Raw genomic sequence first — 25,925 nt, 5'->3', positions numbered from 1 at the left:
TGCTACCTCTGTCTCTGTCCTGGTCTCTGACTCTGTCTGTCTGTCTGTCGGTCTTCGGGGCCGGCGGTCCGCTCAGTCCGGCGGGACGGGCCGCAGGTGGATCCACAGGTCGGGGCCGAGCTGCTGCACGGGCCCGCCGCCGGCGGGGTCGAGCCGCCACCGGGAGGCGTCCGCGAGGGTGCCGATGCCCAGCTCCTCGAAGGCGGGCCGTCCCGCCCCGAGCACGAGGGGCGCCTGGTAGAGGCTGAGCTCGTCGACGAGCCCCGCGCGCAGGAAGCCGGCGGCGACGGTGGCCCCGCCCTCGATCAGCACGTGGCGCACGCCGGCGTCGTAGAGCTCGGCCAGGGCGGAGTGGGGGTCGTGGGTGGCGACGTGCCGGAACCGCCCGTCGGTCCCGCGGATCGCGGCGTCCCGGGGCACGGGGCGCAGGCCCATGGCCACGCGCAGGGGCTGCCGCGGGACCACGCCGCCGTCGCCGGTGCGGGCGGTGAGCCGGGGGTCGTCGGCCAGGACCGTGCCGCTGCCCACGAGGACCGCGTCGGCGCGGGCGCGCAGGTCGTGCCCGTGCTCGCGGGCCGACGACGACGTGATCCACCGGCTGGTCCCGTCCGCGGCGGCGATCCGGGCGTCGAGGCTCTGGGCGACCTTCAGGGTCACGAACGGGCGCTGGGCGCGCACGGTCTCGCCCCAGCGGTCGTTGAGCCGCTCGGCGTCCTCGGCCAGCAGCCCCGAGCGGACCTCGAGGCCCGCGGCGCGCAGGGTGGCGGCTCCGCCGGCGGCGGCGGCGGTGCGGTCGGGGGCGCCGTAGACCACGCGGGGCACACCGGCCTCCACGATCGCCTCGGCGCACGGGCCGGTGCGGCCCCAGTGGTTGCACGGCTCGAGTGTGACGTACATGGTGGTGCCCCGGAGGTCGGTGCCGGCGGACCCGGCGCGCTCCAGGACGTCGACCTCGGCGTGGACGGTGCCCGCCCCGCGGTGGTGGCCGACGTGCAGGATCCGCCCCTCGGCGTCGACGAGGACGGCTCCGACGAGGGGGTTGGCCCCGCGCGGGCCGCGCGCCGCCGCGTGCAGGGCGGTCCGCATGACCGAGCGCTCGGCGTCGTCGCCGGTCCGGTGCTGCGGGTCCATCACGTCGTCCTTTCCCGGGGCGGAACCGGGGCGCAGGACAACGGTGCCGCCGTCGGGACCCACGGGTCCGGACGGCGCCGTGGCGGGTGCCGTCGACGGCACGCCACGAGGGCCGTTGAACGTGTTGCCTTCCATCCAGACTGTGACTGTCGGTACCGGAGTTCCACCGGTTCGGCCGGGCGACCCGTCGGTGCGGGCGCTGGGCGCCCGCAGGGACGTGGTCGTCCGGTTCGCGGACTGTGACCGCCGGTTCGGACTTCCACCGACCCCGGAACACGTTGTTCGTGCCCCGATTATGTCACAGGGCGTGCCCGCGGCGGCCCGCGGCCGGCCGGCTCAGGACTGCGCGGAGCGGGCCGCCCCGCGCAGGGCCGTGATCGCGGCCCCGGGGTCCTCCGCGCCGTAGACGGCGGAGCCCGCCACGAACGTGTCGGCCCCGGCCTCCGCGGCCCGCACGATGGTCTCCTCGGTGATCCCGCCGTCCACCTGCAGCGCCACCCGTCCCCCGCCGGCCCGGATCGCCTCGGCGGCCCGGCGGATCTTCGGCAGCGTGACGTCGAGGAAGGCCTGGCCGCCGAAGCCGGGCTCCACCGTCATGACCAGGAGCATGTCCAGCTCGGGCAGCAGGTCGAGGTACGGCTCCACGGGGGTCGCGGGGCGCAGGGCCATCCCGGCGCGGGCGCCGTGGGCGCGCAGCTCGCGGGCCAGCTTCAGCGGGGCGCGCGCGGCCTCGGCGTGGAAGGTGACCGACTCGCAGCCGAGCTCGGCGTAGCCCGCGGCCCAGCGGTCCGCGTCCTCGATCATCAGGTGCACGTCCAGCGGGAGGGGGCTGACGGCGAGGATCCGTTCCACGAGGGGCATGCCCAGCGTCAGGTTCGGGACGAAGTGGTTGTCCATGACGTCCACGTGCACGGCGTCGGCGGCGGCGATCCGGCCCAGCTCGGTCTCGAGGTTGACGAAGTCGGCGGAGAGGATCGAGGGGTGGATGCAGGTGCGGGGCACGGGGACTCCTGGTGGTCGGGCGGTCGGGGGCTCAGCGCTTGCGCAGCAGGGCCAGGAACATGGCGTCCGTGCCGTGGACGTGCGGCCACAGCTGGACGGTCGCGGGGCCGGCGTCCCCCGCCCACGGGCGGGACGGGTCGCGGTCCCCGTCGAGGCTGCCGGGCAGGGCCGCGGCCCGGACCGGCGCCAGGGCGTCGACCAGCTCGGCGTCCTCGCGGCGGGCCAGCACGTCCTGGACCACGGCGAGGGTCTCGGCCGCGTGCGGGGAGCAGGTCGCGTAGGCGACCAGGCCGCCGGGGCGGGCGACGTCCAGGGCGGCGTGCAGCAGCTCCCGCTGCAGCGGCCCGAGCTCCGCCAGGTCGCGAGGGGTGCGCCGCCAGCGCGACTCCGGGCGGCGGCGCAGCGCCCCGAGGCCGGTGCACGGGGCGTCGACGAGGACCCGGTCGAAGCCGGCCTCCTCGACGGGGCGGCCGCCGAGCAGCTCGTCGGCGGCGCGCCCGTCCCCCGTGCGCACCGTCCAGGCGCGCTCCGGGACCGGCCGCAGGGCCCGGCGCACGAGCTCGGCCCGGTGCGGGGCCACCTCGTTGGCCGTCAGGTGCGCCCCCTGCCGGTCGGCGAGCGCCGCCAGCAGGGCCGCCTTCCCGCCCGGGCCGGCGCACATGTCCAGCCAGCGCCCGCCCCCGGCGACGCCGTCGGCGTCCTGGCCGGCGGCGAGCAGGGCGCGGGCGACGAGCTGGGACCCGGCGTCCTGGACGCGGACCCCGCCCTCCCGGACGGAGGCGAGCCGGTGCAGGTCGCCGCCGCTGCTCAGCGCCGAGCCCGGGACGAGCGTCCCCTGCTCCGCGCCGGCGGCGAGGGCCTCGTCGAGGTCGCCGAGACCGGGCAGGGCCACGAGGTTGACCACGGGGGCGGCGTTGTCCGCCTCGAGCAGCGCCTCGAGCTCGGCGGCGTCCCGCCCGTGGGCGGTGAGCGCCTGGCGCAGGGCCCGGACCACCCACGCCGGGTGGGCGTGGGCCAGGCCCAGGCGGGCGGTCTCGTCGACGGCCTCGACGGTCAGCTCCGCGATCCACGCGGGCAGGTCCCGGGCCGCGACCTTGCGCAGCACCGCGTTGACGAGCCCGCCGGGGCCCGCGCCGACGACGGCCCGGACGAGGCCCACCGTCTGGTCGAGGGCCGCGTGGTCGGGCACCCGCATCGCGAGCAGCTGGTGGGTGCCCAGGCGCAGGGCGTCCAGCACCGCGCCGTCGAGCTCGCCCAGGGGCCGGTCGACGCACCGGGCGAGCACGGCGTCCCAGGTGCCCTGCCAGCGCAGCGCCCCGTAGGCCAGCTCCGTGGCGAAGCCCGCGTCCCGCCGGTCCAGGCGGTGGGCCCGGACCAGCTTGGGGAGCACGAGGTTGCCGTAGGCACCCTCCTCGGACACCGCGCGCAGGGTCTCGAACGCCGCCAGCCGGGCCGGGTCGGCCCGCCGCGTGCGCCCCGCGGGCGCCGCCGAGGAGAAGGAGCGGTCGGACTGCGCCCGCCGGTTGCGCTCGTGGCCCCTCGCGCTGCGCCGCGGGCCTCCCGGTCGCCGGTCGCGGTCGCCCCGCCGGTCGCCGCCCTGCCTGTCCTCGTGCCCGCTCACTGGAACACCACTTCCTCTTCCGTGCTGCGGCCCCGCGCCCAGGCGGTGGCCTCCATGGTCTTCTTCCCCGCCGGCTGCACCCGGGTCAGCTGGACGGCGTACGAGCCCGTGCCCACGAGCACGGCGTCCCCGCGCAGGACGCACCGGCCCGGGGCGAGGTCCCGGACGTCGGGGCGGGGCAGCACGAGGTCGAGCTTGAGCCGGCGCTCGTCGAGCCGGGTCCACGCCCCGGGCTCGGGGGTCGCCCCGCGCACCCGGTGGGCCACGGCCACGGCGGGGTCCGACCAGCGGACCCGCCCGTCCTCGGCGGTGAGCTTCGGGGCGTGGGTCACGTCGCCCTGCTGCGGGGCCGGGCGCGCGGAGCCGTCGACCACGGCGCGCAGGGAGTCCGCCAGCAGCGGCGCCGCGGTGCGGGACAGGCGCTCCAGGACCGTCCCGGCCGTGTCGTCGGGACGGACCTCGTCGGTCATCGTGCCGAGGACGGGCCCGGTGTCCAGGCCGGCCTCCAGCAGGAAGGTGCTGGCCCCGACCACCGTGTCCCCGGCCATCAGGGCCCGCTGGACGGGGGCGGCGCCGCGCCACTGCGGCAGCAGGGAGAAGTGCAGGTTGATCCAGCCGTGCGGCACGGCGTCCAGGGCCGCCTGCGGGACCAGGGCCCCGTAGGCGACGACGGCGGCGACGTCCGCGCCCAGCCCCCGGATCCGCTCGGTCAGCTCGGCGTCCACCCGGTTGGCCTTGAGCACGGGCAGCCCCCGCCGCCCGGCCTCCTCGGCCACGGGTGAGGGGGTGAGCACCCTCTTGCGCCCCACGGGGGCGTCGGTGCGGGTGAGGACGGCCACGATCTCGACGTCGGGCCGCTCGGCCAGGTGGACCAGGGGCGGCACGGCGACGGACGGCGTGCCGGCGTAGAGGATCTTCACGGCTCTCCTGACGGGTGGGGACGGGGGCGGGATTCAGGCCGGGCCGGCGCCGAAGGAGCCGGCCCCGAAGGAGGTTCCGACGTGCGCGGCGCGCTGCCCGGCCACGCCGCGCACCACGCCGTCGTAGCCGGCGGCGCGGATGGCCCGCATCGCGTCCCGCTTCTCGGCGCCGGTCAGCCGGTCGACGTAGAGCCGCCCGTCCAGGTGGTCGGTCTCGTGCTGCAGGCAGCGCGCCAGCAGGCCGGTGCCCTCGACGGTCAAGGGGGCGCCGTGCTGGTCGAGGCCGGTGACCCGGGCCCAGTTCCGGCGCGGGGTGTCGTAGGCCAGTCCCGGGACGGAGAGGCAGCCCTCGCCGCCCTCCTGGGGCTCCTCGCCCACCTCCAGGACCGGGTTGACCACGTGCCCCGCGCTGCCCTCGACCGCCCAGGTGAACAGCCGCACGCTGACGCCCACCTGGGGCGCGGCGAGGCCGACGCCGCCGACGTCCAGCATCGTCTCGTGCATGTCGGCGACGAGCCGGCGCAGGGCGTCGTCGAAGGCCGTGACCTCCTCCGCGCGGGTGCGCAGGACGGGATCACCGATGGTGCGGATGGGCAGGACGGACATGGCGGGACCTCGCTCTCGACCCGGCAAGTCTACGGGCCGCCCGTCCCCCCGCGGGCACGCGGGGCGCTCCCGGCCTACGCCTGCTCGCGCAGCGGCGGGGGCGGCACGGGGCGCAGGGCGGGGCCGGCCGCGGCGAGGGCCGTCTCCTGGGTCCACAGCCGGTGCAGGGCGCAGAACTTGTACCAGTGCTGCTCGAGCACCGCCGGGACGGCCTGCACGGGCACGACCTCCGTCTCGCCGACCGCCACGCCCAGCAGCAGGTCCGCGCCGCCGTACGCCCACGGCTCCCAGGTGCCGGCGTCCGCGTCCACGAGGGACTCCTCCGCCTTGAGCCCGGCCACGAGCTGGGTCACGACCTTGGGGTCCAGGGACTTCACGCGCCCGTCCCGGTCCGTGCCCTTCGTCTTGTAGTCGATCAGGCACACCTTGCCCGCGATCCGGGCCACGAGGTCGAGGGTCCCCGCGTAGCCCACGGTGGAGTTCCACACCGTGACCTCCACGGCCAGCGGCTCGGGGGCGTAGAGGTCCCACCACTCGTCGAAGCGCGAGGCGAAGCGCTCCTCGCCGTGCTCGGCCAGCGCGGCCCGCGCCTCCGCGGCCCGGTGGGGCCGGCCGAGGGCCCGCAGGGCGATCTGCTCGGCGTAGGTGTGCACGCGGTCCCCGCGCGCCGCGGCCTCGTCGCGGTGCCGCTCGGCGGCCTTGGCCGCGTCGCGCACCACGGCGCGCAGCTGTGCCGGCGAGCCCAGGGCCGCGCGCAGCCGGTCGTCCCGCACGGCGGCCTGCGCGGCGGAGTAGCCGTACCACCCGTCCAGGTCCGTGGCGGCCCGGGAGAGGACCGTGGTGATGGAGGGGACGGTCGCCTGGTCCGCCACGGACCTCGCGTACATCCGCCCGTACTCGGTCTGTTCCGCCAGCCTGGGCTGTGTCACGCTGCTCGTCGCCTCTCCCTCGCCTCGCCCCGGGGCCCGGGGCGGTCCCGGTGCTCCGGGTCCTGCCCCGCAGGCTACCGACCGCCTCGGACACGGCGCCCGCCGGGCGGTGCCGTGTCCGGGCACGACGAAGGCCCCGGCTCGTGGAGCCGGGGCCTTCCAGGTGGTGCGCGATACTGGGATCGAACCAGTGACCTCTTCCGTGTCAGGGAAGCGCGCTACCGCTGCGCCAATCGCGCTCGACCGGCGGTTCCCGAGGGAGACCGTCAAGCGTGGTGGGTGTGCACCGAGGTGGAGACGGGATTCGAACCCGCGTAGACGGCTTTGCAGGCCGCTGCCTAACCACTCGGCCACCCCACCGGGACCTGGTCCTTGCGGACAGGGCCGTCGGTCACGACATCGTTCATGCCGATCACTGCGAGCGGACGACGGGAGTCGAACCCGCGACATCCACCATGGCAAGGTGGTGCTCTACCAGCTGAGCTACGTCCGCATGTCTTGCTTCGGTCGATCTCTCGATCTTCCGATCAGGAACTCTAGCACAACCGTTCCGGCGGTGTTCGCGCCGGTCCGAGGCGTGCAGGCGTCGACGGGATCGGTGTCCTGGGCGGCCTCGTAGCCGCTCCGCTCGCCGGAACCCGTCGGTGTTCCTGACAGGTGGAGACTTTACGGGACCCTTTTCCGAAACGCCAAATCCCCCGGGGAGCCGCGGCGCGGTGGGTGCCGGCGGACCGTGCCCGCCCCCGAATTGGCCCGCGGCCGGGATGTGGGTTATGGTTTTCGAGCAGTGAGCGCGATTGGCGCAGTGGTAGCGCGCTTCGTTCACACCGAAGAGGTCACTGGTTCGAACCCAGTATCGCGCACGAGCAGTGCACAGAGGGCCCCGGCTGGAATTCCAGCCGGGGCCCTCTGTCGTCGTCGGTGCGCCCTGACGACGCGCGGGCCCGTCCCTCCGGGCGCCGCGGCGCCCGGAGGGGGTGCGGGCGCTCAGACCGCGGAGACGTCCCCGAGGATGCCCTCGCGGGCCAGCGCCGTGAGGCGGGAGACGGCGCGGAAGTACTTCTTCTGGTAGCCGCCGGCCATCATCTCGGCCGTGAAGACCTCGTCGAAGGGCCGGCCGGAGGCGATGATCGGCAGGTTCTTGTCGTAGAGCCGGTCCGCCAGCACCACGAAGCGCAGGGCGACGGCCTGCTGCTCGATGGTGTGCACGTCGCGCCAGACCACGGCGTCGATCCCCTCGAGGAGCTTGCGGTACCGGGAGGGGTGCACGCTCGCGAGGTGCTCCACGAGGTCGGCGAACCGGTCGGCGGCCACGACGCGGCCCGGGAAGTGCTCCTCCACGGCCCGGTCGAGCTCGCCGTCGGACAGCGGCGCCGGGGCCTGCGGCAGGCCCCGGTGGCGGAAGTCCTCGCCGTCGATGCGCAGCACCTCGAACTGGTCGGCCAGCACCTGGATCTCCCGCTGGAAGTCCTGCGCGGCGAAGCGGCCCTCGCCGAGCGATCCGGGCAGGGTGTTGGACGTCGCCGCGATCCGCACGCCGGAGTCGGCGAGCTCGCGCATCAGCCGGGACATGAGGACCGTGTCCCCGGGGTCGTCGAGCTCGAACTCGTCGATGCACACGAGGCTGTAGGCGCTCAGGGCGTCGACGGCCTTGCGGAAGGTCAGGGCCCCCACGAGGTTGGTGTACTCCACGAAGGTGCCGAACGCCTTGGGACCGGGGACCGCGTGCCACAGGGACGCGAGCAGGTGGGTCTTGCCCACCCCGAAGCCGCCGTCGAGGTAGATCCCCGTCCGGACCTCGTCCTTGCGGGGGCCTCCGCCGAAGAGCCTCGTGAAGAACCCGCCGCCGGAGCCGGTCGAGCGGTTGACGGACTCCGCGAACTTCCGCAGCTCCCGCACCGCCTCCGCTTGGGACGGCTGCTGCGGGTCGGGGCGGTAGGTGTCGAACGAGACCTCCCCGAAGCGCTCCGAGGGCCGGAACGCCGACAGCAGTTCGTCGGCCGACACCTGGGGGCGCCGCTCGGTGAGGTGTTCGATCTGGATGCTCACTTGGGAGACCTCTCTGTCCGCCGCGCCCGGCGGTTCGCTGGTTCGGCGCGCCGAGCGGCGCACGCGCGTGCTCCGGCGATTTTACCGGCTCCCCGTCGCCCGGGACGCGCCCGCCGCGTCATCAGGGCGGCGGCACCGCCGCGACGGGGTCGCGGCAGGGCCGGGCCGGGGCCCCGGCGGCTCCCCGGCGGGGGCGGTCCGCCGCCGGGACCACTACCCTGGAGGGGAAGCCGGTCCGCGAGGACCCGTTCCCCTGATCCCCACCCCGGAAGGAGTCCCCATGGGCGTTGCCGTGGAGAACAACGAAGAATTCGCGCAGTACGCGCACCCCGAACGACTCGTGTCCACCCAGTGGGTCGCCGAGCACCTGGACGACCCCGGGGTCGTCGTGGTCGAGTCGGACGAGGACGTCCTGCTCTACGAGACCGGCCACGTGCCCGGCGCCGTGAAGATCGACTGGCACACCGACCTGAACCGTCCCGACACCCGGGACTACGTCGACGCCGCGGAGTTCGCCGAGCTCATGGCGCGCAAGGGCATCTCCCGCGACACCACGATCGTGGTCTACGGGGACAAGTCCAACTGGTGGGCCGCCTACGCGCTGTGGGTGTTCGAGCTGTTCGGCCACCCGGACGTGCGGCTCATGAACGGCGGGCGGGACAAGTGGGTCGCCGAGGGCCGTGAGCTGTCCACGGAGAAGGTCGTGCCCGAGCGCGCCGACTACCCCGTGGTCGAGCGCGACGACGCCCCGATCCGCGCCTTCCAGGAGGACGTGCTGGCCCACCTGGGCGAGCAGCCGCTGATCGACGTCCGGTCCCTGCCGGAGTACACGGGCGAGCGCACGCACATGCCCGAGTACCCCCAGGAGGGCACGCTGCGCGGCGGGCACATCCCGACCGCGGCGTCCGTGCCGTGGGCGCGGGCCGCCGCCGAGGACGCCACGTTCCGCTCGCGCGAGGAGCTCGAGGCGATCTACCGCGACGAGGTCGGGCTCTCCCCCGACGACGACATCATCGCGTACTGCCGCATCGGCGAGCGCTCCAGCCACACGTGGTTCGTGCTCAAGCACCTGCTGGGCTACGACAGGGTCCGCAACTACGACGGCTCCTGGACCGAGTGGGGCAACTCCGTGCGCGTGCCGATCGTCCGCGGCGAGGAGCCCGGCGAGGTCCCGGGGGCGGCCCGATGAGCGGGGCCCTGCCCGCCCAGCTCGAGGAGCTCGTCGCGGACTTCACGGCCGTGCCGCAGGAGGACAAGCTCGAGCTGCTGCTCGACTTCTCCCGCTCCCTGCCGGCGCTGCCGGACCGCCTGGGCGAGCACCCGGAGGAGCTCGAGCAGGTGGTCGAGTGCCAGTCGCCGCTGTTCCTGACCGTCGAGTGGGAGGAGGGCGCCGTCCCCGGCCCCGGCGCCCCGGTGCGGCTGTTCTTCTCCGCCCCGGCGGAGGCCCCGACCACCCGCGGCTTCGCCTCGATCCTGCACGAGGGCCTCGACGGGCTCCCGGCCCAGCAGGTCCTGGACGTCCCCGACGACCTGCCGGAGCGCTTCGGGCTCACCCAGCTGGTCTCGCCCCTGCGGATGCGCGGGATGTCCGCGATGCTGGCCCGGATCAAGCGGCGCGTCCGCGAGCTCCAGGACGCCTGAGGCCCCGGGGCACCGGCATGGCGAAGGCGTCCCGCGGTGCGGGCCCCACCGCAGCCGTCGCGCTCCTGGCGCGGGAGCGCGTGGCCTTCACCGTGCACGAGTACGCCCACGACCCTGCGGCCGCGTCCTACGGGCTGGAGGCCGCCGCCGCGCTGGGGCGCGACCCGGACCAGGTGTTCAAGACGCTGCTGGTCGTGCACGAGCGGGACTGGGCGGTCGCGGTGCTGCCCGTCTCCGCGCGGCTGTCCCTGCGCGCGGCCGCGGCCGCCCTGGGCTGGAAGCGGGCCGCCCTGGCCGAGCCCCGGCTCGCGGAGCGGCGCACCGGCTACGTGGTGGGCGGGATCTCGCCCCTCGGGCAGAAGACACCCTCCCCCACCCTGCTCGACGACTCCGCGGAGACATGGCCCACGGTCCTCGTCTCCGGCGGGCGGCGCGGGCTCGACGTCGAGCTGCCCCCGGCCGAGCTGCTGCGGCTCACGGGCGGGCGCACCGCCGCGCTGCGCTCCTGACCCGCGCCGCGGTCCGGACCGGACCTCAGCTCCGCTGCGCGCGCACGGGCCCGAGGGTCCTGGCGTCCTGGGCCAGCCGGGCGGGCAGCCAGCGCCGCACGGCGTCCTCCCAGCGCTGCGGGTCCACGTTCCACTCCTTGGTGTGCCGGGCGCGGGCGAAGGGCACGAACTCCACGAGCCGGTTGAGCTCCGCGAGCCGGCGGGAGCTGGCGGCCGGGACGAACTCGTCGTCCACGGAGTGCAGCACCAGGGTGGGCGTGCGCAGGTGCTCGGACCGGGAGAGCCAGTCGAGGGCCTGGAGGTCCACCGGAGCGGCGAGACCGGTCAGCATCCGCCCCGCCGGGTGGGAGATCAGGTTCGTGGCCAGCCGGCCGATCCCCGAGGGGATCCGGCGGGAGCGGGAGTGGTGGGCGATCAGCTCGAACCAGTCGACCACCGGGCCGGTGAGCACGAGGGCCGCGATGTCGTCCCGGTAGAAGGACAGGTCAGCCGTCTGCAGCGAGATCGCCCCGCCCATGGACCAGCCGAAGAGCACGATCTGGGTGGCGCCGCGGGATTTCGCGTAGCTGATCGCCGTCTGCACGTCCTTCCACTCCGTGAAGCCCAGCCCGTACCGGAAGTCGTGCGTGGGCGGCGCCTCCCGGTCGTTGCGGTAGGAGATCAGCAGGGAGGTCAGCCCGAGCTCCCGCGCCACCGGCACGGCACGGACCGTCTCCATCCGGTTGGCGCCGCGCCCGTGCACCATGATCGCCCACGGACCCGGGAGCACCCGGGGCCGCTCACCCTCCGGGGTCGGCCCGCCCTCCGCGGGGACCACCCAGCAGGGCGCCGGCCCGACCTCGATCGGGATCTCCACCTCCTCGAACGGCAGGCCCGCCGCCCCTGGGTCCGGGTAGACCGTCCCGGACCAGAAGCCGCGGGTCGCCCGGGAGAGGTCCCCCGAGTAGACCTCCTCGACCACCCGGGTCACGGTGCCCTCCCGGGGGGAGTAGGAGCGGATGGCGCCGATCCGGGCGTGACCGCGGCCCGCGTCGAAGCGCAGGCTGTAGGTCCCCGCCACGGTCGTGTCCACCGTGGCGGGGAGCCGCACGAGCGTCGTCGCGGACGGGTCGCCGTCCTCGCCGGTACGGGTGACGCCGAGGATGTGCAGGTCCTCGGAGCGGTACTTCGGCGGGACCACCACCTGCCGCGCGAAGTAGGCGGCCGCCGCGCTCGAGAGCCCGAAGGACAGGGACGCCGCCCCCACCGTGACGGCCGCGCCCACCACGGCGCCGCGCGCCCACTGCGTCGCGGACTGGGGCTCGAAGGCGGCGGGGACCGGCAGGGGGCGACGGGGCATGCCCCCCAGTCTTCCACGCAGCCCGGGCATAACCGGGAGGGACGCGTCGTTGTGCTGGCCGGGCGGTCCGCGCCCCGCAGGCCCCGCGCCGCCCCGTGCGGACCGCCGGGCGGGCCCCGTGCGGGGACCGCCGCCCGGAGCACCGACCACATCCCGGAGGACCACACCATGAGCGAGACCACCAGGCACGGCGACCGCCCCGACGCCACCGGACGGACCGAGGAGGACTGGCGCTCCATCCTGTCCCCGGAGGAGTACCACGTGCTGCGCGAGGCGGGCACGGAGCGGCCCTTCACCGGCGAGTACTGGGAGACGAAGGCCGAGGGCGTCTACGAGTGCCGCGCGTGCGGGGCGGAGCTCTTCCGCTCCGACACCAAGTTCGACGCGCACTGCGGCTGGCCCTCCTTCTACGCGCCGCTGGCCGAGGACCGGGTCCGCTACATCAAGGACACCGCCCTGGGCATGGAGCGGGTGGAGGTACGGTGCGCCGCCTGCGACTCGCACATGGGCCACGTCTTCGGCGGCGAGGGCTTCCCGACCCCCACGGACCTCCGGTACTGCATCAACTCCGTCTCCGTCCGCCTCGTGCCCGCCGGCTCCTGAGCGGTCCCGCCCGGACGGGACCGGGGTGACCGGGACCACGCCGATCGCGCGCTCGCGGCGTGGCACGACGGGCCGGGACGCCCCGACGGCCTACCCTTCCAGTGTGAGCGCGGTGAACGGCCTGACCGAGGTGTACCAGGACTTCCAGGACGCCCTCGAGCAGCTGCGCCGCACCGGCCACCGGGAGGGCGTCGAGCTCACGGCGATCCCGGCCCCGACGCACCTCGCGCCGTTCGCGGCCGCGGTGCGCGCCGAGGTGCGGCGACCGCCCGCACCGTCCCGCGCCCCGGCCCTCACGGCCGGTCCGGCAGCGGCGCGGGACGCCGGCGCGGCCGCCGTCCCGGACCGGGCGCCCGGCGCCCCGGAGGACGAGCTCGCCACGGGACGCTTCGTGCTCCTGCACGACCCGTCCGAGCCGACGGCGTGGGGCGGACCGTTCCGAATCGTCACCTGGGCCCGCGCGGCCGCGAGCCGCGAGATCGGCTGCGACGACACGGCGGGCGCGAACGCGTGGACCTGGCTCCTCGAGGCCCTGGAACGCCACCGGGCCGGATATTCTCGGGAGGGCGGCACCGCGTCCCGGGTCCTCGCCGAGGGCTTCGGTCTGCTCGGCGACCAGGAGGAGGGGGCCGACGTCGAGCTGCGGGCCTCCTGGACCCCCGACGGCTCCGACGTGGCACCGCACCTGGCGGCCTGGGCGGACACGGTCTGCACCTTCGCGGGCCTGCCGCCGTACCCCCGGGGCGTGACCGTGCTGCACCCGCGCCGCTGACCACCGAACCGACCGCGCCCCGCCGGGGCCGACACAGAATCGAAGACGCTCCTTGACCAGCCCAGCCGACCGCCGATCCGCGCCCGACGAGCCCTCGACCCCCGTGGTCGCCGGCTTCGAGGACTTCGAGATCCCCGACAGCGTCCACCTCGCGGCGCCGTTCGACGGGATCCCTCCCGTCATCGACACCGTGGCAGGACTGGAGCGGGCCGCCGCCGCCGTCGCCGCGGGCTCCGGCCCGGCGGCGATCGACACCGAGCGGGCGTCGGGCTTCCGCTACGGGCAGCGCGCCTTCCTCGTGCAGCTGCGGCGCGAGGGCGTGGGCACCGTGCTGATCGACCCGGAGGCCACCGGTTCGCTGGCCGTGCTGGGCGAGGCGCTCTCCGGCGTCGAGTGGGTGCTGCACGCTGCCACCCAGGACCTGCCCTCCCTGCGCGCCCTCGGCATGGAGCCGGACCGGCTCTTCGACACCGAGCTGGGCGGGCGCATCGCCGGGCTCCGGCGCGTGGGCCTGGCCGCGGAGACGGAGGAGCTGCTGGGCTACACGCTGGCCAAGGAGCACTCCGCCGTGGACTGGTCGAAGCGGCCCCTGCCGAGGGACTGGCTGAACTACGCCGCGCTCGACGTGGAGATGCTCATCCAGCTGCGCTGGGCCATGGAGGAGCTGCTGCGGGAGAGGGGCAAGCTGGACTGGGCGCTCCAGGAGTTCGAGGCCGTGCGCACCGCCGAGCCCGCTCCCCCGCGCCAGGACCCGTGGCGCCGGACGTCGGGGATCAACAAGGTGAAGGGCCGGCGCCAGCTCACCGCGCTGCGCGGGCTGTGGGAGGAGCGGGAGCGGCTCGCCCAGCACAAGGACGTCGCCCCCGGCCGGCTGCTGCCCGACGCCGCCCTGGTCGCCGCCGCGGCCGCCATGCCGCGCACCGTGCCGCAGCTCCTCGACACCCCCGGCTTCCACGGCCGGCTCGCGGCGCGGGAGGCGCCCCGGTGGCTGCGGGCGATCGCCGAGGCCCGCACGGCCACGGAGCTCGTCCCCTTCACCGTGAAGTCCGACGCCCTGCCGCCCGTGAAGGCGTGGGAGGTCAAGCGCCCCGAGGCCGCAGCACGGCTGCGGGTCCTGAAGCCGCTCGTGGCCGAGCTCGCCGAGGCGCACGAGCTGCCGACCGAGAACCTGCTCACCCCCGAGCACCTGCGGCGCTTCTGCTGGCAGCCGCCGAAGAGCACCACCGACCAGGCGGTGGCGGACCGCCTGCGGGACCTCGGGGCGCGCCGGTGGCAGGTCGAGCTGACGGCCCCGGTCCTCGGCCCGGCCTGGCGGGAGCTGCGGGCCCGCAAGCGCGCGGCGCGCCAGGTGGAGCGCGACCAGCCGCCGGCCGGGGACGAGGACGAGCCCGCAGCGTGAGCCGCTCCCTCCGGGGACGGAGGAAGGGCCCCGGCCGACGGCCGGGGCCCTTCCTCCTGTGCGGGCCGGGCTCCGCTCGCCCCGCGGCCCGCGCCCTGCGGCAGCGGTGCTGCGGGCGGGCGCCGGCGGGTCAGTGCTGCGTGTCGCCGGGGGTCGGGTGCGGCTCGGCCGGGTCCAGGGGGCTCTCCGGGGTCACCGGCTTCGCGTCCTGCAGGTCGGCGTAACCGGTGGTCGAGGTCCCGGCGGTCGAAGCCCCCGTGGCGGCGGCACCGCTGGAGGATCCCGTGCCGGCCGAGGACCCGGAGACCTTCTCCTTGACGGACGAGGAGGCGTCGGCGGCCTTGGTGCCCACGGTGTCCGCCGCCTTCTTGGCGCTGTCGGCCAGCTTCCCGCCGACCACGGGCACCTCGGACTTCACCCAGTCGGTGCCCTCGGAGACCTTCTCCTGGACCTTGGGGTCGTGCCACGTCTTCACGGCGTTCTGCTTGAGGGCCTCGTAGCTCTTGCGGCCCGAGGCCGAGCCGACCACGAAGCCGACCCCGAATCCGGTGACGAAGATGAGTCGCTTGATCATGGTGCTGTCCTTCCGTCCGTCCCGGCGCGGCGGCCGGGCCCGAGGACGAGCCGGTCGTGCACGGACCGTCCCGCTGACTGATGTCTTCATCATCCTACTGATGAACCGGCGCGGCGGACACCGGCCCCGTGCGGCTCCGCTCACAGCGATCACCGCACGGGGCGCCCTCGGGCAGGCAGCACCCGGGGGTGGGGCCCGGCGCCTAGACTGACGGCGGACCCGCACCCCGCCGTCGAGAGGACCCCGATGCCCGAGCGCCCGACCACCCCGTCCGCCCCGTCCCGGCGCGCGGTCCTCGGCCTGGCCGGGGCCGGCTCGACCGCGGCGCTCACCGCGTGCGCCGCCGACGCCCCGCCGTCGACGGGCGGCGGCCCCGCCGCCGCAGCGTCCGGCCCCGTGGACGCGGGCGCCCTCGAGGACCTGCCGGTGGGCTCAGCAGTGAAGTTCGACCGGGACGGCGTACAGGCCGTCGTGAGCCGCCCGGACCCGGACACGGTCGTCGCGTTCTCCCCCGTGTGCCCGCACCAGGGGTGCATGGTGGCCCCGCAGGAGGAGCTCTACGTCTGCCCGTGCCACTCCTCGCAGTTCGACCTCACGACCGGCGAGGTCCTGGCCGGACCCGCCGAGTCCGGGCTGGAGCCGTACCCCGCGAGCGTGGCGGACGGGCGGATCCTGCTCGGCTGAGCGGGGCTCAGCCCCGGTGCGACCGCGGCAGCGACGCCCCGCGGGCGTCCTCGGCCGTGTCGGGCACGGCACCCTGGCCGGCGGCCGCGCCCTGCACCGGGCGCGCGTAGGGCACCCGGGTGCCGAGCACGGAGGCCAGCGTGTCCTGGGCGACGCGCTGGGCGGTCAGGCCGACCCGCGTGAGGACCTGGGAGCGGGAGCCGTGCAGGAGGAACTCCGTGGGCAGCCCCACCTCGTTGAGGGCGGTGTCGACGCCCGCCGCCCGCATCTCCTGGCGGATCCGGGAGCCGATCCCGCCGGCGCGCACGCCGTCCTCGACGACCACCACGATCCGGTGCTGGGCGGCGAGCTCGATGACCGAGGCCGGCACGGGCAGCACCCAGCGGGGGTCGACCACGGTGGAGGTGACGCCGTGGGCCTCGAGCCGGTCGGCCACGTCCAGCGCCAGAGCGCTCATGGCGCCGACGGACACGAGCAGGACGTCCCGGCGGGCGCCCTCGGTCCCGCTCTCGCCGCCGCGGCGCGCGAGCACGTCCACCCCGTCCGCCAGCCGCTCGACGGCCGGGACGGGGGCGCCCACGGCGCCCTTGGGGTACCGGATGACGGTGGGGGCGTCGTCGACGGCCACCGCCTCGCGCAGCTCCTCGGTCAGGGTGGGCTCGTCGCGCGGTGCGGCCAGGTGGAGCCCGGGCACGATCTGGAGCAGCGCGAGGTCCCACATGCCGTGGTGGCTGGGGCCGTCCGGGCCGGTGACCCCGGCCCGGTCGAGGACGACCGTGACGCCGGCCCGGTGCAGCGCCACGTCCATGAGGAGCTGGTCGAAGCCGCGGTTGAGGAACGTCGCGTAGAGGGCCACCACGGGGTGGAGGCCGCCGTAGGCCATGCCGGCGGCCATGGCGATGGCGTGCTGCTCGGCGATGCCCACGTCCACGACCCGGTCGGGGTGGGCGGCCTGCATCTTCTGCAGCCCCACGGGGATGAGCATGGCGCCGGTGATGCCGACGACGTCCTCGCGCTCGTCGGCGATCCGGGCGATCTCGTCGCGGAACACGGCCGTCCAGCTGCGCTCGGAGCTCGTGGCCGTGGAGCGGCCGGTGACGGGGTCGATGACGCCCACGGCGTGGAACTGGTCGTCCACGTTCGCGGTGGCGGGCCCGTAGCCGTGGCCCTTCTCGGTGATCGCGTGCACGATGACCGGTCCGCCGTAGTTCTTGGCGTTGCCCAGGGCCTGCTCGACGGCCTCGAGGTCGTGCCCGTCGACGGGGCCGACGTACTTCATGCCGAGGTCCTCGAAGATGCCCTGGGGCACCACGACGTCCTTGATGCCCTGCTTCATCCCGTGCAGACCGCGGTAGAACATCTCCCCGACGGGGCCGGAGTGCTTCAGCAGGTCCTTCACGGTCTCGAGGGTCTGCTCGTAGCGGCGGTCGGTGCGCACGGCGTCCACGCCCTGCTGCACGCTGGCCTGGAGCTCCGCGAGGTGGTTGGCGAAGCCGCCGACGGTCGGGGCGTAGGAGCGGCCGTTGTCGTTGACCACGATGACGACCTTGCGGTCGCGGTCGGAGGCGATGTTGTTGACGGCCTCCCAGGCCATCCCGCCGGTGAGCGCCCCGTCCCCCACCAGCACCACCGTGTGCCGGTCGTGCTGACCGGTCATCGCGTAGCCGCGCGAGATGCCGTCGGCCCAGGACAGGGAGGAGGACGCGTGGGAGGACTCGACGATGTCGTGCTCCGACTCGCGCCGGTCCGGGTAGCCGGCGAGACCGCCCTCCTGGCGCAGGGTCTCGAAGTTCTTGCGGCCGGTGAGCAGCTTGTGCACGTAGGACTGGTGCCCGGTGTCGAAGACGACGGAGTCCTTGGGCGAGTCGAAGACCCGGTGCACCGCGAGGGTCAGCTCGACGACGCCCAGGTTGGGTCCCAGGTGGCCGCCCGTCGCGGAGACGTGGGTGACGAGGAACTCGCGGATCTCCTCGGCCAGCCGGCCCAGCTCCGCGCGGCTCAGTCCCGCGAGGTCCTCGGGCCCGGACACCCGCTCCAGCACGCTCATGGTTTCTCCCGCAGTCCTCGGCGTCGTGGTCGCTCGCGCCGTCGGTCCCGGGGGGCCGGGGCGGCGCGCTCCCCCGATCCTACTCGTTCGCCCCGACAGGGCCGACGACGCGCAGGGGCCCGGTCCGTTCCCGGACCGGGCCCCTGCGCGCTGCGAACGCCCTGGGATCAGGACTTCGCGATGTTCCTGAGCACGTACTGCAGGATGCCGCCGTTGCGGTAGTAGTCCGCCTCGCCCGGCGTGTCGATGCGCAGGACCGCGTCGAACTCGACGGTGGAGCCGTCCTCCTTCGTGGCGGTGACCTTGAGCGTCTTCGGGGTGGTGCCCTCGTTGAGCCCGGTCACGCCCTGGATGTCGAAGGTCTCCGTGCCCTCCAGGCCGAGGGAGTCCGCGGACTCCCCGGCCGGGTACTGCAGCGGGAGCACGCCCATGCCGATGAGGTTCGAGCGGTGGATGCGCTCGTAGCTCTCGGCGATGACGGCCTTGACGCCCAGCAGGGAGGTGCCCTTCGCGGCCCAGTCGCGGGAGGACCCGGAGCCGTACTCCTTGCCGCCCAGCACGACCAGCGGGACGCCGGCCTCCTGGTAGTTGATCGAGGCGTCGTAGACGGCGGCCTGCGGGCCGCCCTCCTGCGTGAAGTCGCGGGTGTAGCCGCCCTCCACGCCGTCCAGGAGCTGGTTCTTGATCCGGATGTTGGCGAAGGTGCCGCGGATCATGACCTCGTGGTTGCCGCGGCGGGAGCCGTACGAGTTGAAGTCCTTGCGCTGGACCCCGTTCTCGATGAGGTACTTGCCGGCCGGGGTGTCGGACTTGAACGAGCCCGCCGGGGAGATGTGGTCGGTCGTGACCGAGTCGCCCAGCTTCAGCAGCACGCGGGCGCCCGTGATGTCCTCGACCGGGGTCGTCTCCATCGTCATGCCCTCGAAGTACGGGGGCTTGCGGACGTAGGTGGACTCGGGGTTCCACTCGAACGTCTTTCCGGTGGGGGTGTCCAGGTTCTGCCAGCGCTCGTCGCCGTCGAAGATGGTGCCGTACTCGCGGGTGAACATCTCCGTGTCGATGGACGCGTCGATGATCTTCTGCACCTCGGCCGGGTCCGGCCAGATGTCCTTGAGGTACACCTCGTTGCCGTCGGCGTCCTGGCCCAGGGACTCGCTCTCGAAGTCGAAGTCCATGTTGCCGGCCAGGGCGTAGGCGATGACCAGCGGCGGGGACGCCAGGTAGTTCATCTTCACGTCCGGGTTGATGCGGCCCTCGAAGTTGCGGTTGCCGGAGAGCACCGAGGTCACGGCCAGGTCGTTGTCCTGGATGGCCTGGGAGATCTCGTCCTCGAGGGGACCGGAGTTGCCGATGCAGGTGGTGCAGCCGTAGCCCACGATGAAGAAGCCGAGCTCCTCGAGCGCCGGCACCAGACCGGACTTCTCGTAGTAGTCGGTGACGACCTTCGAGCCCGGGGCGATCGAGGTCTTGACCCAGGGCTTGGCCTTGAGCCCCTTCTCGACGGCGTTGCGCGCCAGCACCGCGGCGGCCATCATGACCGACGGGTTCGAGGTGTTGGTGCACGAGGTGATCGACGCGATCGAGACCGCGCCGTGGTCGAGCTCGAACTCGCGGCCGTCGGGCATGGTCACGGGGACCTGCTTGCTCGGGCGGCCGTCCTCGGCGAAGGCGTGGTGCTCGCGCGGGCGGTCCGCCTCCGACTGGTGGTCGTCCGCGGTGTAGCCGGGGGCGTCCGAGGCCGGGAAGGACTGCGCCGCGACGTCGTCCACGGTGTCGCCGGAGGCGTTGTCGTCGACGTGCGTGGCGTAGTTCTTGATGTCCTCGTGGAACTGCGCCTTCGCGTCGGTGAGCGAGATGCGGTCCTGCGGCCGCTTCGGCCCGGAGATCGAGGGGACCACGGTGGAGAGGTCCAGCTCGAGGTACTCCGAGAAGGTGATCTCCTCGGACGGGTCGTGCCACATGCCCTGTTCCTTGACGTACGCCTCGACGAGGTCGATCTGCTCGTCGGAGCGGCCGGTCAGGCGCAGGTACTCGAGGGTGACGTCGTCGATCGGGAAGATCGCGGCGGTGGAGCCGAACTCGGGGCTCATGTTGCCGATGGTGGCGCGGTTGGCCAGAGGCACGGCGCCGACGCCCTCGCCGTAGAACTCGACGAACTTGCCGACCACGCCGTGCTCGCGGAGCATCTCGGTGATGGTCAGCACCACGTCGGTGGCGGTGGCCCCGGACGGGATCTGGCCGGTCAGCTTGAAGCCGACCACGCGCGGGATGAGCATGGAGATGGGCTGGCCGAGCATCGCGGCCTCGGCCTCGATGCCGCCCACGCCCCAGCCGAGCACGCCCAGGCCGTTCTCCATGGTGGTGTGCGAGTCGGTGCCCACGCAGGTGTCCGGGTAGGCGCGCAGCACGCCGTCGACCTCGCGGGTCATCACGACGCGCGCCAGGTTTTCGATGTTGACCTGGTGGACGATGCCCATGCCCGGGGGGACGACCTTGAAGTCGTCGAACGCCGTCTGGCCCCAGCGCAGGAACTGGTAGCGCTCCCCGTTGCGCTGGTACTCGATGTCCATGTTGATCCCGATCGAGTCCGAGGTCCCGAAGGAGTCGATCTGCACGGAGTGGTCGATCACGAGCTCGGCCGGGGCGAGCGGGTTCACGCGGGCGGGGTCGCCGCCGAGGTCCGCGATGGCCTCGCGCATCGTCGCGAGGTCCACGATGCAGGGCACGCCCGTGAAGTCCTGCATGATCACGCGACCCGGGGTGAACTGGATCTCGATGCTGGGCTCGGCCGTGGGGTCCCAGTTGGCCAGGGCCTCGATGTGCTCGGAGGTGATGTTGGCGCCGTCCTCGGTGCGCAACAGGTTCTCGAGCAGAACCTTCAGGCTGTACGGGAGCTTCTGCGCACCCTCCAGCGTGTTCAGTCGGAAAATCTCGTATTCGGTGCCTTTGACGTCGAGTACGCCCTTGGCCCCGAAGCTGTCCACTGTGCTCATATGCGTGGAACTCCTCTCGCCACCGTCTTGGAAACGCCCGCGGGAGGACACCGGCGAAGGGCCGGAGGTTCTCCCGTGAACAGTCATCCGCCAGTGTAGCCCGTGTGAGCCCGGTGACTCCGAACGACTCCCGGCGGTCGCCGTCACGCAGCGGACGGCGGCGTCCGTCAGGGCTCCAGGACCGCGAGCGTCTCGACGTGATGGGTGTTGGGGTACATGTCGAAGGCGCGCACCGACCGCACGTGCCACCCGGCGCGGCGGAACCGGCCCAGGTCCCGCGCCAGTGTGGCCGGGTCGCACGCGAGGTAGACGATCCGGCGCGGGGCCAGCGCCACGAGCTGGTCCACGACGGTCCGCCCGGCGCCCGCCCGGGGCGGGTCCAGGACCACGACGTCGGGGCGGGCCGCGCCGCTCCGGGCCGGGCGGCCGCCCCGCGCCGGCCGGCGGCCACGGGCCGGCGCCGCCTGCGGCCAGGTCCGGGCGAGCACCTTGTCGACGCTCCCGCGCTCGACGCGGACCCCCGGCCGGCCGGCGAAGGCGCGGCGGGCGTCGGCGCTGGTGACCGGCGAGCCCTCGACGGCCAGGACCGTGCCCGTCTCCCCCACGGCGTCCGCGAGCGCGGCCGTGAACAGTCCGGCGCCGGCGTAGAGGTCGAGGGCGTGCTCCCCGGGGCGCGCCGCGGCGGCCGCGGGCACCTCCCGGTGCAGCAGGGCGGGGGCGGCGCGGTGGATCTGCCAGAACCCCTCGGCGGAGACCTCCCACCGGTGCGGGCCCACGTGTTCGGCGACCGACGGCCGGCCCGCCCACGTCTCGGGCTCGCGCTGCCCCTCGGCGCGGGCGGTGACGGAGACGTCCTGGTCCGCGGTGAGCCGTGCCAGCTCGCGGCGCAGCCGGTGCGGGTCGGCCCCGGCGGCCAGGCTCAGGTGCACCAGCGGCGTCCCGCCGTCGGCGGGGGCCGCGACGTCGACCCGTTCCGCCCCGCGCAGGTCGAGCCGCCCGAGCCGCAGGGCGTCGATGGCGGGGACCACGAGCGGGAAGCCGTCCACCGGGACGACGGCCGCGCTGCGGTGGGGGTGCATCCCGATCCGCCCCGCGGGATCGACCGCGAAGTGCGCCCGGGTGCGCCAGCCGAGGCCCTGCGGGTCCTCCCCCGGCACGGCCTCGACGACGAGCTCGGTCTCGAGCCCGGCCAGTCGGGTGAGCTGCTCGGTCACCACCGCGGCCTTGAGGGCGCGCTGGGCCTCCAGCTCGGCGTGGCCGAACTCCGCGCCGCCGACGGGCGGCTCGCCGCGCCGCCAGGTCAGCAGGGGGTCGGCCGGGGCCCACACGTGCTCGGTCCGCCGGTGGGGGTCCGCCTCGAGGACGGCCACGACGTCGCCGCGCCAGAACCGGGCCTCGGGGCCGCTGTCGGTGAGGCGGACGCGGACGAGCTCGCCGGGCAGGCCGTGGCGGACGAACACCACGCGCCCCTCGCCGGTGCGGGCCACGGTGTGGCCGCCGTGGGCGACGGGGCCCAGGCGCAGCTCGAGCTCGACGGGGACGGCGGGCACGGCGGGCTCGGCGGGGGCCGGGGGGTGGGACGGGGTCACGGGCGGGACGCTCTCTGCTCGGGGGCGGACTCGGGGCCCGTGTCCTGGCCGGAGGCGGAGGACAGGTGCCAGGGCACGGAGGCCGTCATGACCCCGCGCTCCTGGTGCAGGCGGGCCCGCAGCGGCCGGATGGCCTGGTTGTGCAGCAGCCGCTCCCACCGGTGCCGCACGACGTACTCGGGCAGGTACACCACGACCAGGTCCCGGGGCGACTTGCGGCGCACCCCGCGCACGTGGTCGAGGACCGGGCCGATGGTGTCCCGGTAGGGCGCGTGGAGCACGGTGACGGGCACCGGGATCTCGAGGCGGCGCCACTCGTCGAGGATCCGGCGGGTGGCGGCGGCGTTCGTGTCCACGACGACGGCCTCGAGGGTCGAGGGCCGGGACGCCCGGGCGTAGGCCAGGGCGCGCATGAGGGGCTTGCGGACGGAGGAGACGTAGATGATGGCGTGCACCCGCGAGGGCAGGGCCCGGACCGGGGAGTCGGGCTGCAGCGCGAGCTCCGCGTCCACGGCGTCGTAGTGCCGCCGGACCCCCGCCATGACCGCGCTGAGGACCACGATGGCCACGATGGTGATCCACGCGCCCTGGGTGAGCTTGGTGACGAGGACGACGACGAGCACCGCCGCGCACAGCACGAAGGCGACCAGGGCCACGGCCCGGCGCACGAACAGCTCGCGGCGGACCCCGGGGTGCGGGCGCATCCGCCGGACGCGCGCCCAGTGCCGGACCATGCCGGCCTGGGTGAGCGTGAAGGAGACGAACACGCCCACGATGTAGAGCTGGATGAGGCTGTTGACGTTGGCCCCGAACGCCACGGTGAGCACCACGGCGACGAGCAGCAGCAGCAGGATGCCGTTGGTGAACGCGAAGCGGTCCCCGCGCGCCTGCAGCTGCCGGGGCAGGAAGGCGTCCCGCGCCAGCCGGGACGCCAGCGTGGGGAAGCCGGAGAAGGCGGTGTTCGCGGCGAGGATCAGCACGCCCACCGTCGCGGCCACGAGCACGAAGAACCACAGGGAGTCGGTGCCGAAGACGGTCTTCGCGAGCTGGCCCAGCACGGGGTCCTGGAAGAAGTCGGGGCCGGGGAGCCGGCCGTCGACGAGCAGCTGCTCCTCCGGGTCGCCGACGACCACGACGTCCGTGCGGTCCGCGAGGTACAGCACCCCGGCCAGCAGGGCCGCCGAGATCGCCCCGAGCACGCCCAGGGTGGCCGCGGCGTTGGCGGCGCGGGGCTTGCGGAAGTAGGGCACCGAGTTGGTGATGGTCTCCACGCCGGTCAGCGCCACGGCCCCGGACGAGAAGGCCCGCAGCACCAGCAGGGCCCCCGCGAGACCGGCCAGCCCCGCGTCGAATCCGGCGGCCGGCAGGACCTCCCGGCCGGCGCTGGGGGCGTCCCCCAGGGAGCCGGTGAGGTCCTGGCCCAGGCCCACGAGCAGCAGCGCGGTCAGGACCGCGAGGAAGAAGTAGGTGGGCACGGCCGCGGCCCGGCCCATGAATTTCAGCCCGCGCAGGTTGAGCAGTCCCACGAAGAGGATCCCGGCCACGGCCAGCTCCACCCGCCGCCCGGCGAGCGCGGGCAGCGCCGCGGTGACGTACTGGGCGGCGGTGGCCATGGACACCGCCACGACGAGGGCGTAGTCGGCCATCAGGGCCGCGCCCACGCCCACCCCCGCGGTGCGGCCGAGGTTCTTGGAGACGATCTCGTAGTCGCCGCCGCCGGAGGGGTAGGCGCGCACGTTCTGCCGGTAGGCGGTGATCACCACGGTGAGCACCACGAGCACGGCCAGGCCCACCCACGGGGAGACCGCCACGGCGGTGGTCCCCGCGAGCGCGAGGGTGAGGATGATCTCGTCGGGGGCGTAGGCCACCGAGGAGAGGGCGTCCGCCGAGAACACCGGCAGCGCCGTGCGCTTGGGCAGCACGGCGTCGCTGAACCGCTCGTTGTGGATGGGCTTGCCGACGAGGGCTCGCCTCAGCGCCCGGGGAATGCTCTGCACGGCTCCCCACGGTAGTCCGTCCCGCACCGATTGTCCGCCGCGCCCCGTGCGGGCCGCGCCCCCCCGGGGTGACCTAGGCTGAGAGGCATGGCGCATTTCGTGATCATGGGAGTGGGGCGCGTCGGCGTGATGGTCGCCCACACCCTCGAGGACTCCGGGCACACCGTGGCGGTGATCGACCAGGACGACCGCGCCTTCCGGCGGCTGCGCAAGTCCTTCGAGGGCAAGAAGGTCACCGGCCTCGGCTTCGACCAGGAGGTGCTGCGCCGGGCCGGGATCGAGGAGGCCTACGCCTTCGCGGCCGTCTCGAGCGGGGACAACTCCAACATCATCGCGGCGCGCGTGGCGCGCGAGACGTTCAAGGTCCGCCACGTGGTGGCCCGCATCTACGACCCCTCCCGGGCGGAGTTCTACCAGCGGCTGGGGATCCCCACCGTCGCCGCCGTGCGCTGGAGCGCCGACCAGGCGCTGCGCCGGATCCTGCCCGAGCAGACGATCACGGCCGACTTCCGCGAGGCCTCGGGACGGCTGCAGCTGGGCGAGCTGTCCCTGGACGACTCGTGGTCCGGGCTGCACCTGGACGCGATCCAGGAGGCCACGGGGGTGCGGATCGCGTTCGTGACGCGCTTCGGGGAGGGCGTGCTGCCGGGTCCCGACATGAGCTACCAGCAGGGGGACGTGGTGCACGCCATGATGCGCACCGACGACGTCGAGGCCGTGTCCCGCGTCCTGTCCCGCCCGCCCGGCCCGGACGTGCTCGACTTCGCCAACTCCCTGCGCCGGGAGTCCGACGACGCGCCCGGCTCCGACGACACCTCCCGGGGAGGATCCTGATGCGCGTGGTCATCGTGGGCGCGGGCGCCGTGGGCGCCTCGATCGCCCGGGAGCTGCTGTCCCACCAGCACGAGGTGGTGATCTTCGACGAGAAGCCCGAGGTCATCGGCCGCTCGGACCTGCGCGGGGCCCAGTGGATCATCGGCGACGCCTGCGAGCTCTCCACGCTGCGGGAGGGCGGGCTGGAGGAGACCGACGTCGTCGTCGCCGCCACGGGCGACGACAAGGCGAACCTGGTGGTCTCCCTCCTGGCCCGCAGCGAGTTCGGCGTGCCCCGCACGGTGGGCCGGGTCAACAACCCCAAGAACGAGTGGCTCTTCGACGACGCGTGGGGGGTGGACGTGGCCGTGTCCACGCCGCGACTGATGACCGCGCTCGTGGAGGAGGCGGTCGAGGTCGGCGACGTGGTGCGCCTGCTGACCCTGCAGACGGGCGGGGCGACCCTCTCCGCCTACACGGTGCCGCACGAGCACCCCATCATCGCCACGATGGTCTCCCAGGTGCCGTGGCCGCCGGACGTGACCCTCGTGGCCATCCTGCGCGACGGGGTGCCCATCACCCCCTCGGGGGACGACGTGGTGGAGGGCGCCGACCAGCTGTTCTTCGTCTCCACCACGGAGGGCGAGGCGCAGCTGCGCGCGATGTTCACGACGGCCGGCCGGCACGAGCCGCACCGGAGCTGAGCG

Annotated in this window: 22 protein-coding genes, 4 tRNA genes and 1 riboswitch; of the genes, 10 read left to right on the top strand and 16 right to left on the bottom strand. The window is 74.5% G+C overall.

What is annotated here, in order from left to right; all coding sequences use genetic code 11:
* Positions 1–72: 72 nt before the first annotated feature.
* The 9 genes from ribD to ACZ2G1_RS01520 all read right to left on the bottom strand — a co-directional run bounded on the left by ribD (position 73) and on the right by ACZ2G1_RS01520 (position 6,702).
* Positions 73–1,131 carry a bifunctional diaminohydroxyphosphoribosylaminopyrimidine deaminase/5-amino-6-(5-phosphoribosylamino)uracil reductase RibD gene (gene ribD / locus ACZ2G1_RS01560; protein ID WP_035924014.1) on the bottom strand — a complete coding sequence of 353 codons (1,059 nt, stop codon included), beginning with the start codon at positions 1,129–1,131 and terminating at the stop codon, positions 73–75.
* Between the two features lie 117 nt (positions 1,132–1,248).
* A riboswitch (FMN riboswitch) is annotated at positions 1,249–1,412 on the bottom strand.
* A 55-nt stretch (positions 1,413–1,467) separates the two neighbouring features.
* Entirely contained in the window at positions 1,468–2,133 is a 666-nt protein-coding gene (gene rpe / locus ACZ2G1_RS01555; protein ID WP_017833942.1) for a ribulose-phosphate 3-epimerase, read from the bottom strand.
* 31 nt (positions 2,134–2,164) lie between these two features.
* Positions 2,165–3,754, bottom strand: a complete 1,590-nt coding sequence (locus ACZ2G1_RS01550; protein WP_470377373.1) for an RsmB/NOP family class I SAM-dependent RNA methyltransferase — start codon at positions 3,752–3,754, stop codon at positions 2,165–2,167.
* Positions 3,751–4,674 (bottom strand): methionyl-tRNA formyltransferase, encoded by a 924-nt coding sequence (fmt, locus tag ACZ2G1_RS01545; RefSeq protein ID WP_470377372.1) that lies wholly within the window; start codon positions 4,672–4,674, stop codon positions 3,751–3,753. The genes ACZ2G1_RS01550 and fmt overlap by 4 nt, the downstream gene beginning before the upstream one ends.
* A 33-nt stretch (positions 4,675–4,707) precedes the next feature.
* The gene (def, locus tag ACZ2G1_RS01540; protein ID WP_470377371.1) at positions 4,708–5,280 is read right to left on the bottom strand and encodes a peptide deformylase; all 573 of its coding nucleotides are present in this window, start codon (positions 5,278–5,280) and stop codon (positions 4,708–4,710) included.
* A 74-nt stretch (positions 5,281–5,354) separates the two neighbouring features.
* Positions 5,355–6,209 carry a hypothetical protein gene (locus tag ACZ2G1_RS01535; RefSeq protein ID WP_035924018.1) on the bottom strand — a complete coding sequence of 285 codons (855 nt, stop codon included), beginning with the start codon at positions 6,207–6,209 and terminating at the stop codon, positions 5,355–5,357.
* A 164-nt stretch (positions 6,210–6,373) separates the two neighbouring features.
* Positions 6,374–6,448: transfer RNA gene (locus tag ACZ2G1_RS01530), tRNA-Val, on the bottom strand.
* Between the two features lie 50 nt (positions 6,449–6,498).
* A tRNA-Cys gene (locus ACZ2G1_RS01525) sits at positions 6,499–6,569 on the bottom strand.
* 60 nt (positions 6,570–6,629) lie between these two features.
* Positions 6,630–6,702: transfer RNA gene (locus ACZ2G1_RS01520), tRNA-Gly, on the bottom strand.
* Between the two features lie 298 nt (positions 6,703–7,000).
* Between ACZ2G1_RS01520 and ACZ2G1_RS01515 the strand changes: the two genes are divergently transcribed.
* Positions 7,001–7,072, top strand: a tRNA-Val gene (locus ACZ2G1_RS01515).
* A 124-nt stretch (positions 7,073–7,196) separates the two neighbouring features.
* Here ACZ2G1_RS01515 and zapE read toward each other — a convergent pair.
* Complete coding sequence (gene zapE, locus ACZ2G1_RS01510) at positions 7,197–8,258, bottom strand: cell division protein ZapE (protein WP_115162584.1); 1,062 nt, start codon at positions 8,256–8,258, stop codon at positions 7,197–7,199.
* Between the two features lie 280 nt (positions 8,259–8,538).
* Here zapE and ACZ2G1_RS01505 point away from each other — a divergent pair, with 280 nt between their 5' ends.
* Genes ACZ2G1_RS01505 through ybaK form a run of 3 tightly spaced genes read left to right on the top strand, consistent with a single transcriptional unit; the run spans position 8,539 to position 10,408 of the window.
* Positions 8,539–9,447 (top strand): sulfurtransferase, encoded by a 909-nt coding sequence (locus tag ACZ2G1_RS01505; RefSeq protein WP_470377370.1) that lies wholly within the window; start codon positions 8,539–8,541, stop codon positions 9,445–9,447.
* Positions 9,444–9,899, top strand: a complete 456-nt coding sequence (locus tag ACZ2G1_RS01500) for a SufE family protein (protein WP_035924019.1) — start codon at positions 9,444–9,446, stop codon at positions 9,897–9,899. Before ACZ2G1_RS01505 ends, ACZ2G1_RS01500 begins: the two co-directional genes overlap by 4 nt.
* 17 nt (positions 9,900–9,916) lie before the next feature.
* The gene (gene ybaK / locus ACZ2G1_RS01495) at positions 9,917–10,408 is read left to right on the top strand and encodes a Cys-tRNA(Pro) deacylase (protein ID WP_115162582.1); all 492 of its coding nucleotides are present in this window, start codon (positions 9,917–9,919) and stop codon (positions 10,406–10,408) included.
* Between the two features lie 25 nt (positions 10,409–10,433).
* On the opposite strand, the gene ACZ2G1_RS01490 is transcribed toward ybaK, so the two are convergent.
* Positions 10,434–11,747: an alpha/beta hydrolase family protein gene (locus ACZ2G1_RS01490; protein WP_470377369.1), complete on the bottom strand. Its 1,314-nt coding sequence runs from the start codon at positions 11,745–11,747 to the stop codon at positions 10,434–10,436.
* Between the two features lie 168 nt (positions 11,748–11,915).
* Between ACZ2G1_RS01490 and msrB the strand changes: the two genes are divergently transcribed.
* From msrB to ACZ2G1_RS01475, 3 genes are all read left to right on the top strand, one after another.
* Complete coding sequence (gene msrB, locus ACZ2G1_RS01485; protein ID WP_017834188.1) at positions 11,916–12,350, top strand: peptide-methionine (R)-S-oxide reductase MsrB; 435 nt, start codon at positions 11,916–11,918, stop codon at positions 12,348–12,350.
* A gap of 103 nt (positions 12,351–12,453) precedes the next feature.
* Positions 12,454–13,122: a DUF3000 family protein gene (locus ACZ2G1_RS01480; RefSeq protein WP_470377368.1), complete on the top strand. Its 669-nt coding sequence runs from the start codon at positions 12,454–12,456 to the stop codon at positions 13,120–13,122.
* A gap of 52 nt (positions 13,123–13,174) precedes the next feature.
* Entirely contained in the window at positions 13,175–14,521 is a 1,347-nt protein-coding gene (locus ACZ2G1_RS01475; protein ID WP_470377367.1) for an HRDC domain-containing protein, read from the top strand.
* A gap of 130 nt (positions 14,522–14,651) precedes the next feature.
* Here the strand turns inward: ACZ2G1_RS01475 and ACZ2G1_RS01470 are convergent, their stop codons facing one another.
* Positions 14,652–15,095: a hypothetical protein gene (locus tag ACZ2G1_RS01470; RefSeq protein ID WP_470377366.1), complete on the bottom strand. Its 444-nt coding sequence runs from the start codon at positions 15,093–15,095 to the stop codon at positions 14,652–14,654.
* A 246-nt stretch (positions 15,096–15,341) separates the two neighbouring features.
* Between ACZ2G1_RS01470 and ACZ2G1_RS01465 the strand changes: the two genes are divergently transcribed.
* A complete protein-coding gene (locus ACZ2G1_RS01465) occupies positions 15,342–15,779 on the top strand; it encodes a Rieske (2Fe-2S) protein (RefSeq protein WP_470377365.1) in 438 nt (145 codons plus the stop codon).
* A 7-nt stretch (positions 15,780–15,786) separates the two neighbouring features.
* Here the strand turns inward: ACZ2G1_RS01465 and dxs are convergent, their stop codons facing one another.
* From dxs to ACZ2G1_RS01445, 4 genes are all read right to left on the bottom strand, one after another.
* Positions 15,787–17,826, bottom strand: coding sequence for a 1-deoxy-D-xylulose-5-phosphate synthase (dxs, locus tag ACZ2G1_RS01460; RefSeq protein WP_470377364.1), 2,040 nt, complete (start codon positions 17,824–17,826; stop codon positions 15,787–15,789).
* A gap of 167 nt (positions 17,827–17,993) precedes the next feature.
* A complete protein-coding gene (locus ACZ2G1_RS01455; RefSeq protein ID WP_017834182.1) occupies positions 17,994–20,819 on the bottom strand; it encodes an aconitate hydratase in 2,826 nt (941 codons plus the stop codon).
* A gap of 167 nt (positions 20,820–20,986) precedes the next feature.
* Positions 20,987–22,408 (bottom strand): class I SAM-dependent RNA methyltransferase, encoded by a 1,422-nt coding sequence (locus tag ACZ2G1_RS01450; RefSeq protein ID WP_035924028.1) that lies wholly within the window; start codon positions 22,406–22,408, stop codon positions 20,987–20,989.
* Positions 22,405–24,405, bottom strand: a complete 2,001-nt coding sequence (locus tag ACZ2G1_RS01445; protein WP_017834180.1) for an APC family permease — start codon at positions 24,403–24,405, stop codon at positions 22,405–22,407. Before ACZ2G1_RS01445 ends, ACZ2G1_RS01450 begins: the two co-directional genes overlap by 4 nt.
* Before the next feature lie 87 nt (positions 24,406–24,492).
* Between ACZ2G1_RS01445 and ACZ2G1_RS01440 the strand changes: the two genes are divergently transcribed.
* Positions 24,493–25,239, top strand: a complete 747-nt coding sequence (locus tag ACZ2G1_RS01440) for a potassium channel family protein (protein WP_017834179.1) — start codon at positions 24,493–24,495, stop codon at positions 25,237–25,239.
* Positions 25,239–25,922 carry a potassium channel family protein gene (locus ACZ2G1_RS01435; protein ID WP_017834178.1) on the top strand — a complete coding sequence of 228 codons (684 nt, stop codon included), beginning with the start codon at positions 25,239–25,241 and terminating at the stop codon, positions 25,920–25,922. Before ACZ2G1_RS01440 ends, ACZ2G1_RS01435 begins: the two co-directional genes overlap by 1 nt.
* Positions 25,923–25,925 lie beyond the last annotated feature (3 nt).

Source organism: Kocuria sp. KKT182, from assembly GCF_055635395.1.
The sequence above is the reverse complement of the archived record's forward strand: the minus strand, read 5'-3'. Positions and strand labels throughout refer to the sequence as shown.